Source organism: Pseudarthrobacter sp. AG30 (genome assembly GCF_003116525.1).
Lineage (GTDB): Bacteria > Actinomycetota > Actinomycetes > Actinomycetales > Micrococcaceae > Arthrobacter.
In genome coordinates this window covers 22589-39335 of record NZ_QEHL01000009.1, presented here as the reverse complement: position 1 = coordinate 39335, position 16747 = coordinate 22589, and the positions used below count along the sequence as shown (strand labels likewise).

Here is a 16747-nt window from a genome sequence, read left to right as displayed (position 1 = left end):
GGGCGTCAGCCGCGCTCGATGTTGCTGAGGTCGCGCAGGATACCCAGCCGGCCGTCAGTGTGCTGGACCAGGAACTCGTGTCCGCGGTCTTCCAGTGCCAGCACCCACCCGCCGGGTTCGATGACGAAGGCAGGCGCCCCGGTCCGGGGATCAAAGGCGGTGCGGTGCTGCGCCACGGCAAACCAGAAGGCCTCGTGGGCAGGCTGTGCGTCCGCCTCGTCGTGGCGGGCAGTGGGGTCCACGGTTGCGCCGATGGGCTCTTCGGGCCGGACCTGCTGGTGCACCGCGGTGGCGGCCGGTGGCTCCCAGGCCGGCTGCGGGGCACCCGCCGCCGGAGCAGCGGCTGCGCGCGTTTCCTCCGCCGCGGGCGTCGCTGCGGGACGGACGACGTCGGCTGCCTGGGTTTCCTCCGCCGCGGGCGTCGCAGCAGGACGGACGACGTCGGCTGCCTGGGTGGGCGGCCCGGCATCCACCTCGGGGGTACGGTCCAAGACCTCCGGTGCGGTGGACACCGGAGTGGAGGATGCCGGCGCGGAAGGAGCAGGTGCCGAGCCGGAAGGAGCAGGGGCAGGCGCTGCAGCAGCCGAGGCGGGCACGGCGGCCGTGGCGGGCGGCTGCCCGCTGCCGGCAGGTTCGTGGCTGGCGCCTCCCGGCTGGATCGCGGATGACCCGGCGCCTCCGCTGCCAAAGACGCCTGCACCCTTGAGTCCGAACCCGGTCTTGGACTGGGCGGAGCCGGACTCCGGCTTTGCTGGCTTGGGGGCGCGGGGCTTCCGCACCGGCACAGCGGCTTCGCGCGCCACGATATGGGCCGGTTCATCGGCCCGGCCTTTGAAATCACCGGCGAGGTAGGGGATGAAGCGGCCGAGGACCGTGGCGGCGAACAGGACGAGGGAGCCGATCAGGCCCACCAGCAGGCTGGTGGCATAGGCGCCGGCAACCGACAGGAAGAAAAAGGCGACGGCGAAGGAGGCCACTACCGAGGCGAACTGGTCGATAGACAGCGACCCCACCCGGATTTTAGTGCCCGGCACCAGGCGGCGTGCAGCGAACAGCGCGCTGGCGATCAGCGGCAGGATGATGCCCAGCCCCAGGAAGAACAGGTTGTTGAGGTTCCACAGGTTGTAGCGGGCGCCGAACAGTGGCAGCAGGGATGCGACGAAAAGGATCAGGGTGCCGGCGAAAACTGCAAGGTCGCGTACCGTGAACGGACCGAGCACTGCCTGGTTGGCGTTCGGGTCAATCTTCCCCGCGGCCGCCTTCTGAGCTGCAGCGGTGCCGCCGGCAGGGTTTTGGTTGCCTGGTCCCCCGGCTGACCCGGAGCCGCCGGGTCCCGCTTGGGTGTGCGGGGCCGTTCGCTGGCCGAAGCTCTGCTGGTTCATTCTGCTCTCCTTAGCGTGGCGGCACCGGGCCCGTGCGGACCCGAAAACTGTGCCGTCTTGACATGCGGTCCGGCTCCGGCCCGGCACGGTCCATGCCTGGCCGGAGCGGTCCGAAGTGAAGTCACAATTCCATCTCAGCCTAGTCAACAGCCAAGCTGATCACTAGCTGGCACAGGGCCGCCGGAGTGGCCTGCACACCATTCACCGCTTAACAAATGCCGTTCGCTGGCGCATCTGTGACGGCGGGCACATTGGGTCCGCGGCAAGCATTAGGCTTGGTTGCGGAACAGCTCTTTGCGGTATGTCCGTCCCGGCTGGAGCCCAGTGCCGCGCCAACGGCGGGCCCTGCGGTGACGGCATCCCGCGGCGACGATCGATGAATGATGAGGTTCATATGTCCCAGGACACCCCCAGCTCCACGGCCACGGTTCCGTCGGATTCCGCCCCGGCCGCAGCCCAGTCCGGCCAGCAGGGTGACGCTTTCGCGAACCTGCTGCACGAGACTCGGGCCTTCCCTCCCAGCGCCGAGTTTGCAGCCGGTGCCGTCGCCACGGCAGCCGAGTACGACGATGCCAACGCGGACCGGCCGGCGTTTTGGGCGAAGAAGGCCCGGGAGCTGCTGACCTGGTCCAAGGACTTCACGCAGGCGCTGGACTGGTCTGATCCGCCGTTCGCGAAATGGTTCGTTGGCGGCGAAATCAACGCCGCGTACAACGCGTTGGACCGGCACGTGGAGGCCGGCAACGGTGACCGGGTGGCCATCCATTTCGAGGGTGAACCCGGCGACACCCGCGCGTACACCTATGCGGAGCTGACCGAAGAGGTGAAGAAGGCGGCCAACGCCTTCGAGTCCTTGGGCGTTGCCAAGGGTGACCGGGTGGCGGTGTACCTGCCGATGATCCCGGAGGCCGTGATCACGCTGCTGGCATGTGCCCGGATCGGCGCGGTGCATTCGGTGGTGTTCGGCGGTTTCTCGGCCGAGGCGCTCCGTTCCCGGATCGACGACGCCGAGGCCAAGCTGGTGGTGACCGCTGACGGCACCTACCGGCGCGGCAAGCCCAGCCCGCTGAAGCCGGCCGTCGACGATGCCCTGGCCCACGACGGCCACACCGTGCAGAACGTGGTGGTGGTCAAGCGCAACGGCCAGGACGTGGACTGGCACGAGGGACGGGACCACTGGTGGGCGGATACGGTGGGCGCCGCGTCCGCGGAACACACCGCGGTGGGCCACGATTCCGAGCACCCGCTGTTCATCCTGTACACCTCAGGGACCACAGGGAAGCCCAAGGGGATCCTGCACACCACCGGCGGGTACCTCACCCAGGGCGCATACACGCACAAGGCCGTGTTCGACCTGCACCCCGAAACGGACGTCTACTGGTGCACGGCCGACGTCGGCTGGATCACCGGCCACTCGTATGTTGCCTACGCCCCGCTCATCAACGGCGCCACCCAGGTCATCTACGAGGGCACCCCGGACTCCCCGCACCAGGGCCGATGGTGGGAGATCGTGGAAAAGTACAAGGTCTCCATCCTCTACACCGCCCCTACCGCCATCCGCACCTTCATGAAGTGGGGCGCCGAGATCCCGGGCAAGTACGATCTGTCCTCGATCCGCGTCCTGGGCTCGGTGGGCGAGTCGATCAACCCCGAGGCCTGGATGTGGTACCGCAAGGTGATCGGCGGGGACAAGACGCCGATTGTGGACACTTGGTGGCAGACAGAGACCGGCGCCCAGATGATCGCTCCGCTGCCGGGTGTCACCGCCACCAAGCCCGGCTCGGCCCAGGTCCCGCTGCCCGGCATTGCCGTGGACGTGGTGGACGAGATGGGCCAGTCCGTTCCCGACGGCCACGGCGGCTTCCTGGTAATCCGCGAACCCTGGCCATCCATGCTGCGTGGCATCTGGGGGGACCCCGAGCGGTTCAAGGACACGTACTGGTCCCGGTTTGAAAACATGTACTTCGCCGGGGACGGGGCCAAGAAGGATGAGGACGGGGACATCTGGCTCCTGGGCCGGGTGGACGACGTCATGAACGTCTCCGGGCACCGGCTCTCCACCACGGAGATCGAGTCCGCCCTGGTGTCCCATCCCGCCGTGGCGGAGGCCGCCGTCGTGGGCGCCTCGGACGAGACCACCGGCCAGGCCGTCGTCGCGTTCGTCATCCTCCGCGGCGATGCCGTGAACAACGGCGATGCCACCGTCCAGGAACTGCGCAACCATGTGGGCAAGGAAATCGGCCCGATCGCCAAACCAAAGAACATCCTGGTGGTCCCCGAGCTGCCCAAGACCCGATCCGGGAAGATTATGCGGCGCCTCCTCAAGGACGTTGCGGAAGGCCGCGACCCGGGTGACGCCACCACGCTTTCCGACCCCACGATCATGCAGCAGATCGCGCAGTCGCTCAGAAAGTAACACTGGCTTAGCATCGAGCCGGGAACCATCGGACGGCCCCGTTTCCCCCGCCATCACGGGGAAGGCGGGGCCGTCCGCATTTGTGACGATTCAAAAAAATCAACGCGCAAAATGTTATTTACCGTTCTTCCATGTTCGCTTTTGCGAGGTTATAGTCAGCGTATGTGAGGTGCCTCACACGCGGCTATTTTTCAAGGGAGAGAACATGGCTTCACAGTTTGATGCGTCCGCCACCGCATTTCCGAGCAGGCGGACCATCCTCAAGACGGTCGGCGTAGGAGCGGTTGGCCTCGCCGGCATCCCGTTCCTCGCCGCCTGCACCGGCGGGAGCGCACCGTCGGCAACGGGGTCGGAATCCTCCGGCCTCACTTTCGGCTCCGGGTCCTCGGACGACGTGCCCAAGCGCGCCTACCAGGCCGTGACGGACGCTTTCACCGCCAAGACCGGCAAGACGGTCACCACCAACGTGGTTCCCCACAACGATTTCCAGAACAAGATCAACTCCTACCTGCAGGGCTCCCCCGACGATGCATTCACCTGGTTCGCCGGTTACCGGATGCAGTACTACGCGGGCAAGGGACTGCTGGCACCTATCGACGATGTCTGGCAGACCGTCGGTGCCAACTATTCGGACGCCTTGAAAAAGGCGTCCACCGGCCCTGACGGGAAGATGTACTTCGTTCCGAATTACAACTACCCGTGGGGGTTCTTCTACCGGAAGAGCCTCTGGACCGAAAAGGGCTACCAGGTACCGGCAACGTTCGATGACCTCAAGGCGCTGGCCACGAAAATGAAGGCTGACGGGTTGATTCCCATCGGCTTTGCCGACAAGGACGGCTGGCCGGCCATGGGCACGTTCGACTACATCAACATGCGGCTCAACGGGTACCAGTTCCACGTGGACCTCTGCGCCCACAAGGAGTCCTGGGACCAGAAGAAAGTCAGTGACGTCTTTGACACCTGGAAGGCACTCCTGCCGTTCCAGGACCCGGGAGCCCTGGGCCAGACCTGGCAGGACGCCGCAAAGGCCCTGGGGGAGAAGAGAACCGGGATGTACCTGCTTGGTTCCTTCGTTACCCAGCAGTTCACCGACCCCACGGTCCTGGCCGACATCGATTTCTTCGCTTTCCCCGAGATCGCCATGGAAGGCAGGGACTCTGTCGAAGCCCCCATCGACGGACTGCTGTTGTCCAAGAAGGGCGGGGACAACAAGGCAGCCCGCGACTTCCTTGCGTTCCTCGGCACACCGGAGGCGCAGAATGCGTACGCCAAGGTGGACTCGTCAAACATCGCCACCGCCAAGGGCGCGGACACTTCATCGTTCACGCCCCTGAACAAGAAATGTGCCGACACCATTGCGGGTGCGAAGAACATCAGCCAGTTCTTTGACCGCGATGCGCTGCCGGCCATGGCCAACAACGTGATGATTCCGGCCCTGCAGACGTTCATCAAGGACGGCACCATGGACGTCAAAAACCTTGAGGCCCAGGCCAAGACGCTGTACGCAGCGCAGTAGTTCCGCCCACGGAACGGCGACGGCGGCGCTTGGCGTGCGCCGTCGTCGTTCCCCCTCCTGCATCCGGACCAAGCAAGGGGAAGAATCCCATGAGCAGCACCGCACAAGAATTGATTCCGCCGGAGTCCAGGGACCCGGCCGGAGCGCCCGCGAAGCGGCGGCCCGGGCGCGGCCGGGTACGCCGCCTGTCCAGCCGGGACAAGCTGGTCCTGGCCCTGATGGTGGGGATTCCCACCCTGATTGAACTGATGCTGGTCTGGCTGCCCATGCTGATGTCCGTCGGGCTGAGCTTCACCCGCTGGAACGGCCTGGACCTGGCCGACCTCCGCCCGGCCGGCACCGACAACTACCAGTTCATCACACGGGACTACCCGCCGTTCTGGCCCGCGGTGCAGCACAACATGCTGTGGTTGCTGTTCCTGGCCCTCATCGCCACCCCGCTGGGCCTGCTGCTGGCCGTACTCCTGGACCAGAACATCCGCGGCAGCAAGATCTACCAGAGCATCTTCTTCGCCCCGGTCATGCTGTCCCTCGCCCTGATCGGCATCATCTGGCAACTGTTCTACCAGCGTGACAACGGCCTGCTGAACTTCATCCTGGGAACGGCGGGGACGCCGCAGGCTGTGGACTGGTTCGGCGATTCGTCCGTCAACATCTGGGCCGCCATGATCGCCGCAACCTGGCGCCATGCCGGCTACGTCATGCTGCTCTACCTGGCCGGCCTCAAGGGCGTGGACCCCAGCCTGAAGGAAGCGGCAGCCATCGACGGCGCCTCCGCCACGCAAACCTTCTTCCGCGTGGTCTTCCCGGCCATGCGGCCGATCAACATCGTCATCGTGGTCATCACCATCATCGAGTCCCTCCGCGCCTTCGACGTGGTGTACGTGATCAACCGCGGCACCAACGGCCTGGAAATGCTCAGCGCGCTGGTCATCCAGAACCTCGTGGGCGAAGGCCAGGTGATCGGCGTGGGCTCCGCGCTGGCCGTGGTCCTGCTGGTGATTTCCCTTGTCCCCATCGTTTTCTACCTCAGCCGCACCTTTGGCAAGGAGAACAGAGCATGAGCAATGTTGCAGCCCGGCCCCGGCCGGTTCCCGCAGATGCCGGAACCCGGTCAGGGAGCCGCCCCAAGCGGCACTACGGGACCCACATCTTCCTGACCATCATGGCCATCATGTGGCTGGTCCCGCTTGGCTGGTCCGTCTTCACCGCGCTCAGGCCGGTGGCCTCCACCAACCAGTATGGGTACTTCAGCCTGGCCGGCGCGTTCAACTTCGACAATTTCATCCAGGCCTGGACGCAGGGCGGGTTTTCCACCTACTTCTGGAATTCGGTGATCATCACGGTCCCGGCCGTACTGCTCACCCTGTTCCTCGCCTCGCTTATGGCCTTCGCCGTGAGCCGGGTCAGCTGGAAGTTCAACATCACCCTGCTGATCATGTTCACCGCAGGCAACCTCCTTCCCCCGCAGGTCCTCGCCGCGCCCCTGTTCGAGATGGCCAAGCACCTTACGGTGCCCTACTCGTTCAGCGATTCCGGGAACATGCTCAACACCTACATCATCGTGATCGCCGTGGACACGGCCTTCCAGATGGGGTTCTGCACGTTCGTGCTGTCCAACTACATGAAGGCGCTGTCCGCAGACCTGACCGAAGCGGCGCTGGTGGACGGGGCGGGCATCTGGCGGCAGTACAGGGAAATCATCCTGCCCCTGTGCCGGCCGGCGTTCGCCGCCCTGGGCACGCTGGAAGTCATCTTCATCTACAACGACTACTTCTGGCCCCTGCTCTTCATCCAAAGCGGCAACCGCCTCCCCATCACCACCGCCATCAACAACCTCCAGGGCCAGTTCCTGAACAACTACAACCTCCTGGCGGCTGGTGCGGTCATCACCGTCATCCCCACCCTGATCATCTACCTGCTCCTGCAGCGGCAGTTTGTGGCGGGGCTGACTCTTGGTTCCAGCAAGGGGTAGGCAAAGATGGAACGTGAACGGGACACCGCTCCCTTAGCCGCCCGAAAGGAACTCTATGCTTCCCGCAGCACGTCACCAGGCCATCGTGGACGCCGTCCAGCGGGAGCGGGTGGTCCGTGTGTCAGACCTCGCCCACCAACTGGGTGTCTCGCTCATGACGGTCCGGCGGGACATCGAGCTGCTGGAGGAGGGCGGCCGGGTGGAGCGGATCCACGGCGGTGCCAAGCTCCCCGGCGGTGCAACCACCCATGAGCCCGGCTTTGAACTGAAGTCGACCCAGCTGCCGGCCGAGAAGCGCGCCATTGCGGCCGAGGCCGCGCGGATGGTGCATGAGGGCATGGCGGTGGGCCTCAGCGCCGGCACCACCACCTGGGCGCTGGCCCAGGAACTGGCCAAGGGGCCACGGATCACGGTGGTGACCAACTCCGTGCGCATTGCGGACCTGTTCCACCACGGGGCCGCTTCCGGGGCTGCCCGCTACGGTTCAACCGTGATCCTGATCGGGGGCGAGCGCACGCCGTCGGACGCCCTGGTGGGGCCGATTGCCACCGCGGCACTGAAACAGCTGCATCTGGACTTGCTGTTTTTGGGCGTGCACGGCATGGATCCGGAAGCAGGATTCACCACTCCCAACCTCCTGGAGGCGGAGACCGACCGGGCCTTCGTGGCGGCGTCCCGGAAGCTGGTGGTGGTGGCGGACCACACCAAGTGGGGTACGCAGGGCATGAGCACCATCGCCGCGCTGGAGGAAGCTGACGAGGTCATCAGTGATGCCGGCCTCAGCGCGGATGCCCGCCGGATCCTGCAGGAGAGCGTCAGCCGGCTGCGGATCGCTGCGCCGGCCTAGCTCCTACGGGCAGCCGCAGGACTGGCGGATGCGCAGCGTAGTGGGGAAGATCCGGTGCCGCGGTTTCCCGCCGCGGCCGGCTTCCAGCAGCGCCCCGACGGCGGCTTCGGCCATGGCCACCACCGGCTGCTCCACGGTGGTCAGCGGCGGCCAGGAGTATTCCGAGTCCGCCGATCCGTCAAAGGACGCGATGGCGATGTCGCCCGGAACCGAGAGGCCCGCCTCGTGGATGGCGCGGAGGAGTCCGATGCCCTGCATGTCGGACGTGGCAAAGATGGCGGTGGGCCGGTTCACCGATGCCAGCAGCCGCTGCCCGGCGGTATACCCGCCCGGCCTGGTGAAGGCGCTGTAGGCGATGGGGCCTTCCGGCAGGCCTGCCTCCTGGAGCGCCTCGCGCCAGCCCAGTTCGCGGCCGTCGGTGGAGCCGGAGACGTTGGTGCCCATCGCCAGCCCGATATTGGTGTGCCCATGGCCGATAAGGTGTTCCACCGCGATCCTGGCTCCTGTTGCCAGATCCACGCCGACGCTGTTGAACCCGGGCGCATCGCGCTCCTGGTTCAACAGCACCGCCGGGATGTCCGCGGTCTCCAGGACTTCAAGGTCCGGTTCGAAGAGGACGCTGGCGAGCAGCACCCCGTCCACCTGCCGGGCGGCGAGGTTGCGGACGTTCCGCCGCTCCTTGGCCAGGTTCCCGTCCGAGTTGCTCAGGACCAGGGCATAGCCAAGGGCGGCGGCCGCGTCCTCCACCGCGTGGGAGAACAACGAGAAGAAGGGGTTGGCGATATCCGGGACAATGAGCCCCAGCGTCTCGCTGGACCCCAGCTTGAGCGCCCTGGCAGCGGCATTGGGCCGGTAGCCGAGGACGCGGATGGCGTCCTGGACTTTGGCTTCGGTGGCGGGGGCCACCTTCTTGGGACCTCCGTTGACCACGTAGCTGACGACGGCGGTGCTGACGCCCGCGAACCGGGCAACATCCTTGCGCGTCACCGGCCCGCGCGGGGACGGCACAGCCGAAGTGGTCATGGAGTACATGCTAGCTACCAGGTGGCGGGCGCGTCGCCGAAGTCACGGATGGGCAGCCGCGCGCCGTTTTGCCGTGCCGATTCGTGGGCCACGATCCCGGGAAGCGTGAACCGGGCGGCAACCCAGGCATTAACGGGCGGCAGCGAGCGGTTGTTCACCGCGGTGACGAAGTCGTCCACCAGGAAATGGTGGCTGCCCTCATGCCCGTTGGGTGCGCCGTGGAACTCCGCGGGCAGCCGTGTTGCGTCGTGCACCGGGGCGAGTCCCGACACGAAGGCGTCCCGGAGTTCGGGGGCGACGTTGGCCAGCGACGGATCGTCCAGCGGAATGCTGGGCCGGGTTTCCATCTCTTCGGAGATGTCGTGGACGTCTTGTTTGTCCTGCCAGACGGTGACCTTGGCGAGCTGTTCGAAGCTGGCCTCGGTGCCGAAGAACCGGAACCTGGATTCGCGGATGTGGGAGGGGTAGCCCACCCGGCGCATTTCGTTGGTGCGCATGGCGCCGCCGTCGTTCAGTTCGAAGAGCGCGGTGGCGTTGGAAAGGTCGTTGCCGAACATGCTGACGTCCTTGTCGAAGACGCCGTCGTTCCGCTGGTCCCTGACCCCGACGCAGCTGACGCTGACGGCATGTGCCGGAAGGGCCCCGAGTACGCCGCCGATCGCGTGCGTGGGGTAGAGCATGGGCGGGTAGCTGGCGGTTTCTTTCCACCGCTCGCCGCCGCTGTACTGGTAGGCGTCGTAGAACCCCAGGTCCATGTCGTGGACGTAGTCGCCCTCGGAGTAGAAGACCCTGCCGAATTTGCCGGCAGCGTGCTGCTCGCGGGCATAGACAGTGGCGGGGTTGTAGTAGCTGGTTTCACCCATCATGTAGACGTTTCCGGTTTCCCGGACGGCGTCGATGATGCGGGCGATTTCCGCTTCCGAGACTGCCATGGGAACGGCTGAGTAGACGTGCTTGCCGGCGCGGAGCGCCCGTTCCACCAGGGGGCCGTGGGTCCAGCGCTGGGTGAAGATGGCAACGGCGTCGACGTCGGAGGCCAGCACGGCGTCGAAGTCCGCTTCCTGCCCCGCCAGGTTGTACCGTTCGACGGCCTCGGCCGCACGTTCCGGGCGCTCATCGGCCACGTAGACGGCGTGGACACCGGGGTGCAGGTTGAACAGGTGCGCGAACTGGGAGCCGAACTGGCCCGCGCCCACGATGCCGATCGAGAACGTCATTGTCATGCCTTTCATCAGGGAGGTACCTGAGTCTTACATCACTTTCTACTCGAGTCAATATCCGTAAATCGGACAAAACTCCATGAAGTTAGGCGGAAATTAACCTCTTGCCACCCTCATATCTACTCGTGTAGATTGTCTCGCAGCCTGTTACTTCCATCACAATCAGGAAAGGGTCGATGATGACCACCCTTACCAGGAACGCCAGCCCGGCAGAGCACGCAGTGCACCGGCCGCTGAAGCGCCGGGGACAAAGTGACCTGAAGATCGCGCTGTTCTTCATCGCTCCCGCCATGATCGGATTTCTCGTCTTTTACCTGGTGCCGACGCTTCGCGGCATCTACCTCAGCTTCACCGAATACAGCATCCTCGGGGACCCCACGTGGATCGGCACCGCCAACTACCAGGCAATCGCCAAAGATCCCCTGTTCTGGAACGCCCTGGCGGTCACCTCGCAGTACGTCCTGATCAACATCGTCCTGCAGACCGCACTGGCCCTGGGACTGGCCCTGCTGATGCACCGGGTGGCCAAGTCAACCTGGATCCGCGGCGCACTCCTGCTGCCCTACCTGATGGCCAACGTGATCGCCGCCCTCCTGTGGTTCTGGCTCCTGGACTACCAGATCGGCATCGTCAACTACCTCATCGAATCCATCGGCCTGCCCAAAGTGGCGTTTTTCGGCAGCGAGGAATGGGCCATCCCCACCCAGGCGCTCATCAACACATGGCGGCACATGGGCTACACAGCGCTGCTGCTCTTCGCCGGCCTGCAGTCCATCCCCCACCATGTCTACGAGGTGGCCAACCTGGATGGCGCCTCCCCGTGGCAGACGTTCCGCAAAATCACGGTGCCGCTGCTGCGTCCCGTCCTGGTCCTGGTCCTGATCGTCACCGTCATCGGCTCCTTCCAGGTCTTCGACACCGTGGCCGTGACCACCATGGGCGGCCCGGTCAACGCCAGCCGGGTGCTGCAGTTCTACATCTACCAAAAGGCCTTCACGGAATCGGACTTCGGATACGGCTCCGCCCTGGCAGTCATCCTCTTCGTCATCCTCGCCCTGGTGGCCTTCATCCAGATGAAGTTCCTCAAGGGCAACGAATCAGACCTGGACTAAGGACACTTCCATGACCACCGCAAAAGTTTCCGCCCCTACCCGGCCCGCCGCCCGCCGTCGTCCGTTCAACTGGCGCCGCGCCGCCGCCTGGGCCCTCGTTGCCCTCGCAGTCGCCGTCTCAATCCTCCCGTTCTACTGGATCCTGCGGACGGCGCTGTCCACCAACGGATCCCTTGCCGGCAACGCCACCAACCTGCTCCCGGCCGACTTCAACCTGGGCGCCTTCAAACGGGTCTTCGGCCTGCAATCGCCCGAGGAAGCTGTCGCCGAAGGCGGATCCGGCGCCCAGATCGACTTCTGGAGCTACCTCCGCAACTCCGTGCTCTTCGCCTCCATCACTACTACCGGGGCCGTGTTCTTCAGCGCCATGGCCGCCTACGCGTTCGCCCGGCTGCGGTGGCGGGGACGGAACCTGGTGTTCAGCCTCTTCCTGGCCACCATGATGGTGCCGCCCATCTTCACTGCACTGCCCAACTTCCTGCTCATCAAGAACCTGGGCCTGCTCAACACCCTGGCGGGCCTGGTACTCCCCTACATCTTCATGACCCCGTTCGCCATCTTCTTCCTGCGGCAGTTCTTCCTGAACATGTCCCGCGAGGTGGAGGAAGCGGCCATGCTCGACGGCGCCAAGCACCTTCGGATCTTCTTCCAGATCATCCTGCCCAACGCCGCAGCCCCCATCGCCACGCTTGCCCTGCTCACCTTCATCGGCCAGTGGAACGAGTACTTCTGGCCGCTGCTGGTGGGCCAGGACGAATCCGTCCGCGTCCTCACGGTGGGCCTGGGCGTCTTCAAATCCCAGTCGCCGCAGGGCGCGCCCGACTGGTCCGGGCTGATGGCAGCCACCCTGGTCTCCGCCCTGCCGGTCCTGATCCTGTTCGCCGCGTTCGGCAAGAAAATCGTCAACTCCATCGGCTTCTCCGGCATCAAGTAACCGCCTTTCCGCGTAACCCACCCGTCCCATCCCGGCGCCGGGCCATGGCGGCCTGCCCGGAAGCACTGTGAAAGGAACACCCATGAAAAAGAAAGCACTCACCTCCCTCGCCGCAGCAGCGGCCGCTGTCCTGGCGCTGTCAGCCTGCGGAGGCGGCGGATCCGCCGAAGCCGGCAAGGGCGAAATCAACTACTGGCTGTGGGACGCCAACCAGCTCCCGGCGTACAAGCAGTGCGCCGACGACTTCCACAAGGCCAACCCGGACATCACCGTCAAGGTCACCCAGCGCGGCTGGGACGACTACTGGGGCACCCTCACCAACGGCTTCGTGGCGGGCACCGCCCCGGACGTCTTCACCGACCACCTGGGCAAGTACCCGGAATTCATCAAGAACAAGCAACTGCTCGCCCTTGATGACGCCGTCAAGAAGGACAACATCGATACCGGCATCTACAACTCCGGGCTCGCGGACCTCTGGGTTGGCCAGGACGGCAAGCGGTACGGCCTGCCCAAGGACTGGGACACCATCGCCCTGTTCTACAACACCAAGCTCGCGGCCGACGCCGGCGTCACCCCCGAACAGATGGCCAACCTGAGCTGGAACCCCCAGGACGGCGGCACGTACGAAAAGACGATCGCCCACCTGACCGTGGACAAGAACGGCAAGCGCGGCGACGAAGCCGGCTTCGACAAGAACAACGTGGCCGTCTACGGGCTCGGGCTCAACGGCTCCGGCTCGGGCCAGGGCCAGACCGAGTGGAGCTACCTGACCGGAACCACCGGCTGGACGCACACGGACAAGAACCCGTGGGGCAAGCACTTCAACTACGACGACCCCAAGTTCCAGGAAAGCATCGACTGGTTCGCCGGGCTGGTGGACAAGGGCTACATGCCGAAACTTGAAACCACGGTGGGCGCCAGCATGGCGGACACCTTTGCCGCCGGCAAGTCCGTCATCAATGCCAACGGTTCGTGGATGATCGGCCAGTACACCGGCTACAAGGACGTCAAGGTGGGCATCGCCCCGACGCCCACGGGAGTCGACGGCAAGCGCGCCAGCATGTACAACGGCCTGGCGGACTCCATCTACGCCGGCACCAAGAAGCCGGAGGCCGCCATCAAGTGGGTGGAATACCTGGGCTCCGCAGCCTGCCAGGACGTGGTGGCTGCCAAAGCCGTTGTCTTCCCCGCCATCAAGACCTCCGCCGACAAGGCAGTGGAAGCGTTCAAGGCCAAGGGCGTTGACGTGACCCCGTTCAGCCAGCAGGTCAAGGACGGCACCACGTTCCTCTACCCGATCGCGGACAACGCCGCCAAGGTTGACGGCATCATGAAGCCGGCCATGGACGCCGTGGTATCCGGCAAGGCCAAGGCCAGCTCCCTCACCCAGGCCAACGACCAGGTCAACGCCCTGTTCAAGTAACCCCTCCAACGTGGCTGCGTATGTGGTCGCAGCCACTGGCCCGGGCGCCGCCGTCCTCCTCCTCGCGGCGGCGGCGCCCGGCCACCCCTTTCCGGATTTCCCTCCTGTGCGTAACTTAAGACGCAACGCTGAACACTGAAAGAGACCTCCTATGGATCCCCTGTACCTCCGTTCCGCCGGCACCAGCCTGCTGATCAGCTTCGACAGCGGGGAGGCCGAGGTCATCCATTGGGGCGCGGACCTGGGCGCGGAGCTGCCGGACCTGGGCTTCCTGGCCGGACCCATCGGTCCCTCTTCGGTCGACGCGCGCGTACCGTCCGCCCTGCTCCCCCAGGCGTCCTCCTCGTGGCGCGGCCGCCCCGCCCTGCGCGGGCACCGCATCACCGGCGACGGCTCCGGCTTCGACTTTTCCACCCGCCTCCGCGTCACGTCCGCCAATGCCGAGGGCCGCACCGCCACGATCGGCCAGGCCGACGCCGACGCCGGCATCAGCGTCTCCACCTCCCTCACGCTGCACGACGGCGGCCTGCTGGAACTGCGCCACACCGTCACCAATGACGGCACCACCCCGTTCCAGGTGGACGAGCTGGCAACCGTCCTCCCGGTGGCCCCCGACGCCGTCGAACTCCTGGACCTCACCGGCCGCTGGTGCCGGGAACGCCACCCGCAACGGCAGCGCATCCAGCAGGGCACCTGGGTCCGGACCGGCCGGCACGGCCGCACCGGGCACGACTCGTCACTGATCTTCGCCGCAGGCACCGAGGGCTTCGGCAACCGGCACGGCAAGGTGTGGGCGACCCATCTGGCCTGGAGCGGCAACCACGAACAGTTCGCGGACACCATCGGCGATGGCCGGACCGTGATCGGCGGCTCGGAGCTGCTGGGGCCGGCCGAGGTCATCCTCGAACCGGGTGCCGGGTACACCACGCCGGCCCTGTTCGCCGCCTACTCCGCCCACGGCCTGGACGGCATCAGCGAGGCGTTCTACAGCTGGTTCCGTTCCCGGCCGCACCATGTGCTGCCGGCCGCCTCCACAGGGCTGCCGGCCGGAAAGCCGCGCCCGGTGGTGCTGAACACCTGGGAGGCAGTGTATTTCGACCACAACCTGGACACGCTGGTCGAGCTGGCTGATTCCGCGGCGGACCTTGGCGTGGAGCGCTTCGTGCTCGACGACGGCTGGTTCCGCGGGCGCCGCGACGACCACGCCGGGCTGGGCGACTGGTACGTCGACGAGACGGTGTGGCCGGACGGCCTGGCCCCGCTGATCGACGCCGTCACCTCCCGTGGCATGGAGTTCGGCCTGTGGGTGGAGCCGGAGATGGTCAACTTGGATTCGGACGTTGCCCGTGCACATCCGGACTGGATCGTGGGTCCTTCCGCCGCGGCGCACAAGGACGGCGGTCGGCTGCCCCTGGAGTGGCGCAACCAGCACGTCATCGACCTGGTGAACCCGGAGGCCTGGCACTACGTGTTCGACCGGATCTCCGCGCTCCTGTCCGGCAACAACATCAGCTACCTGAAATGGGACCAGAACCGCGACCTCGTGGAACACGGCCATGCGGGCCGGCCCTCCGTCCACGAGCAGACCCTTGCTGCGTACCGGCTGTTCGATGAACTCCGCAAGGCCCACCCCGGCGTCGAAATCGAGAGTTGCTCGTCCGGTGGCGCCCGCGTGGACCTGGGCATCCTGGGGCGGACCGACCGTATCTGGGCCTCGGACTGCAATGACGCGCTGGAGCGGCAGACCATCCAGCGCTGGACCGGCCTGGTGGTCCCGCCCGAGCTGGTGGGCAGCCACATCGGGCCCACCACCTCGCACACCACCGCCCGGACCCACGATCTCTCGTTCCGGGCCATTACTGCCTTGTTCGGCCACTTTGGGATGGAATGGGATGTCCGGGGCGTCCAGGGCAAGGAGCGGGAAGAGTTGCGGCGCCTGGTGGGGCTGTACAAGGAACACCGGGACCTGATCCACAGCGGGCTGCCGGTCCACGCAGACCTCGCCGATGACGCGTTCCAGTTGTACGGCGTGGTGGCTCCCGCACCCGTTGAAGGCGCGACGGCGGCGCTGTTCGCCGTCGTGGGCATGCGCACCTCGGCGTCCGAGACCCCCGGCAGGATGGGCGTTCCCGGTTTGGACGGGGAGCGCAGCTACCGGGTGGAGGCCGTCTTCCCCACACCGGTGGACGCCGACTACGCCCACACCTTCACCCAGGTCCAGCCCCCGGCCTGGCTTGCAGGCGGCGCGGTTGCCAACGGACGGTTCCTCGCCGAAGTGGGGCTGCCCATGCCCATGTTGAACCCGGAGCACGCGTTGCTGTTCAAGGTCACGGCCCTCTAGCGGCTGCTATGGGCCCGCTGCCCGCCGCCGCTACCAACGTAAGAATGCGCGGCGGGCAGCACCAACCGATAGATTTGCAGGCATGACTGAAGCCTCCTCCACCGTCGAAGCCGGCCGCGGCACCATCCTCGTTATCAACGGCCCCAACCTGAACCTGCTGGGCACCCGTGAGCCGGAGAAGTACGGCACCTCAACCCTCGCGGACGTGGAGCAGTTGGCAGCCTCCGCCGCCGCCAAGCACGGCTTCGCGGTGGAGTGCGTGCAGTCCAACCATGAGGGTGTCCTGCTGGATGCCATCCACGCGGCCCGGGGCGCCGCCGCAGGAATTGTCCTCAATGCCGGCGCCTTCACGCACACGTCCGTGGCGCTCCGTGACGCCCTGGCTGCCGTGCAGCTGCCCGCCGTCGAGGTGCACATCACCAACGTGCACCAGCGGGAGGAGTTCCGGCACCACTCGTACCTGTCCCCGGTATGCGCCGCGGTGATCGTAGGCGCCGGCGTATTCGGCTACAAACTCGCCATCGACTACCTGGCCGAGGTCCTGTAGCCGGCAGCCCT

Annotated in this window: 13 protein-coding genes; 10 read left to right on the top strand and 3 right to left on the bottom strand. The window is 66.0% G+C overall.

The window, feature by feature from the left end; translation table 11 throughout:
* Window positions 1-5: 5 nt before the first annotated feature.
* On the bottom strand, window positions 6-1382 hold the full coding sequence (locus DC347_RS09175) for a hypothetical protein (protein ID WP_109045160.1): 1377 nt from the start codon (window positions 1380-1382) through the stop codon (window positions 6-8).
* Between the two features lie 394 nt (window positions 1383-1776).
* On the opposite strand from DC347_RS09175, the gene acs reads away from it, so the two are divergent.
* From acs to DC347_RS09150, 5 genes are all read left to right on the top strand, one after another.
* A complete protein-coding gene (gene acs / locus DC347_RS09170) occupies window positions 1777-3798 on the top strand; it encodes an acetate--CoA ligase (RefSeq protein ID WP_109045159.1) in 2022 nt (673 codons plus the stop codon).
* Between the two features lie 205 nt (window positions 3799-4003).
* Window positions 4004-5314, top strand: a complete 1311-nt coding sequence (locus DC347_RS09165) for an ABC transporter substrate-binding protein (protein WP_109045158.1) — start codon at window positions 4004-4006, stop codon at window positions 5312-5314.
* Between the two features lie 89 nt (window positions 5315-5403).
* Complete coding sequence (locus tag DC347_RS09160) at window positions 5404-6378, top strand: carbohydrate ABC transporter permease (RefSeq protein WP_109045157.1); 975 nt, start codon at window positions 5404-5406, stop codon at window positions 6376-6378.
* Window positions 6375-7289: a carbohydrate ABC transporter permease gene (locus DC347_RS09155; RefSeq protein ID WP_109045156.1), complete on the top strand. Its 915-nt coding sequence runs from the start codon at window positions 6375-6377 to the stop codon at window positions 7287-7289. The genes DC347_RS09160 and DC347_RS09155 overlap by 4 nt, the downstream gene beginning before the upstream one ends.
* A gap of 55 nt (window positions 7290-7344) precedes the next feature.
* Window positions 7345-8136 (top strand): DeoR/GlpR family DNA-binding transcription regulator, encoded by a 792-nt coding sequence (locus DC347_RS09150; protein WP_018761849.1) that lies wholly within the window; start codon window positions 7345-7347, stop codon window positions 8134-8136.
* A 3-nt stretch (window positions 8137-8139) separates the two neighbouring features.
* Here DC347_RS09150 and DC347_RS09145 read toward each other — a convergent pair whose 3' ends face one another.
* The gene (locus DC347_RS09145; protein ID WP_109045373.1) at window positions 8140-9159 is read right to left on the bottom strand and encodes a LacI family DNA-binding transcriptional regulator; all 1020 of its coding nucleotides are present in this window, start codon (window positions 9157-9159) and stop codon (window positions 8140-8142) included.
* Window positions 9160-9173: 14 nt separating this feature from the next.
* On the bottom strand, window positions 9174-10376 hold the full coding sequence (locus tag DC347_RS09140; protein WP_109045155.1) for a Gfo/Idh/MocA family protein: 1203 nt from the start codon (window positions 10374-10376) through the stop codon (window positions 9174-9176).
* 182 nt (window positions 10377-10558) lie between these two features.
* Between DC347_RS09140 and DC347_RS09135 the strand changes: the two genes are divergently transcribed.
* The 5 genes from DC347_RS09135 to aroQ all read left to right on the top strand — a co-directional run bounded on the left by DC347_RS09135 (window position 10559) and on the right by aroQ (window position 16736).
* The gene (locus DC347_RS09135; protein ID WP_109045372.1) at window positions 10559-11491 is read left to right on the top strand and encodes a carbohydrate ABC transporter permease; all 933 of its coding nucleotides are present in this window, start codon (window positions 10559-10561) and stop codon (window positions 11489-11491) included.
* Between the two features lie 10 nt (window positions 11492-11501).
* Window positions 11502-12425 carry a carbohydrate ABC transporter permease gene (locus DC347_RS09130; protein ID WP_109045154.1) on the top strand — a complete coding sequence of 308 codons (924 nt, stop codon included), beginning with the start codon at window positions 11502-11504 and terminating at the stop codon, window positions 12423-12425.
* Window positions 12426-12507: 82 nt separating this feature from the next.
* Window positions 12508-13848, top strand: a complete 1341-nt coding sequence (locus DC347_RS09125; protein ID WP_109045153.1) for a sugar ABC transporter substrate-binding protein — start codon at window positions 12508-12510, stop codon at window positions 13846-13848.
* 151 nt (window positions 13849-13999) lie between these two features.
* Window positions 14000-16189 (top strand): alpha-galactosidase, encoded by a 2190-nt coding sequence (locus tag DC347_RS09120; RefSeq protein WP_109045152.1) that lies wholly within the window; start codon window positions 14000-14002, stop codon window positions 16187-16189.
* Window positions 16190-16271: 82 nt separating this feature from the next.
* A complete protein-coding gene (gene aroQ, locus DC347_RS09115; protein ID WP_018761856.1) occupies window positions 16272-16736 on the top strand; it encodes a type II 3-dehydroquinate dehydratase in 465 nt (154 codons plus the stop codon).
* The last annotated feature ends 11 nt before the right edge of the window (window positions 16737-16747 follow it).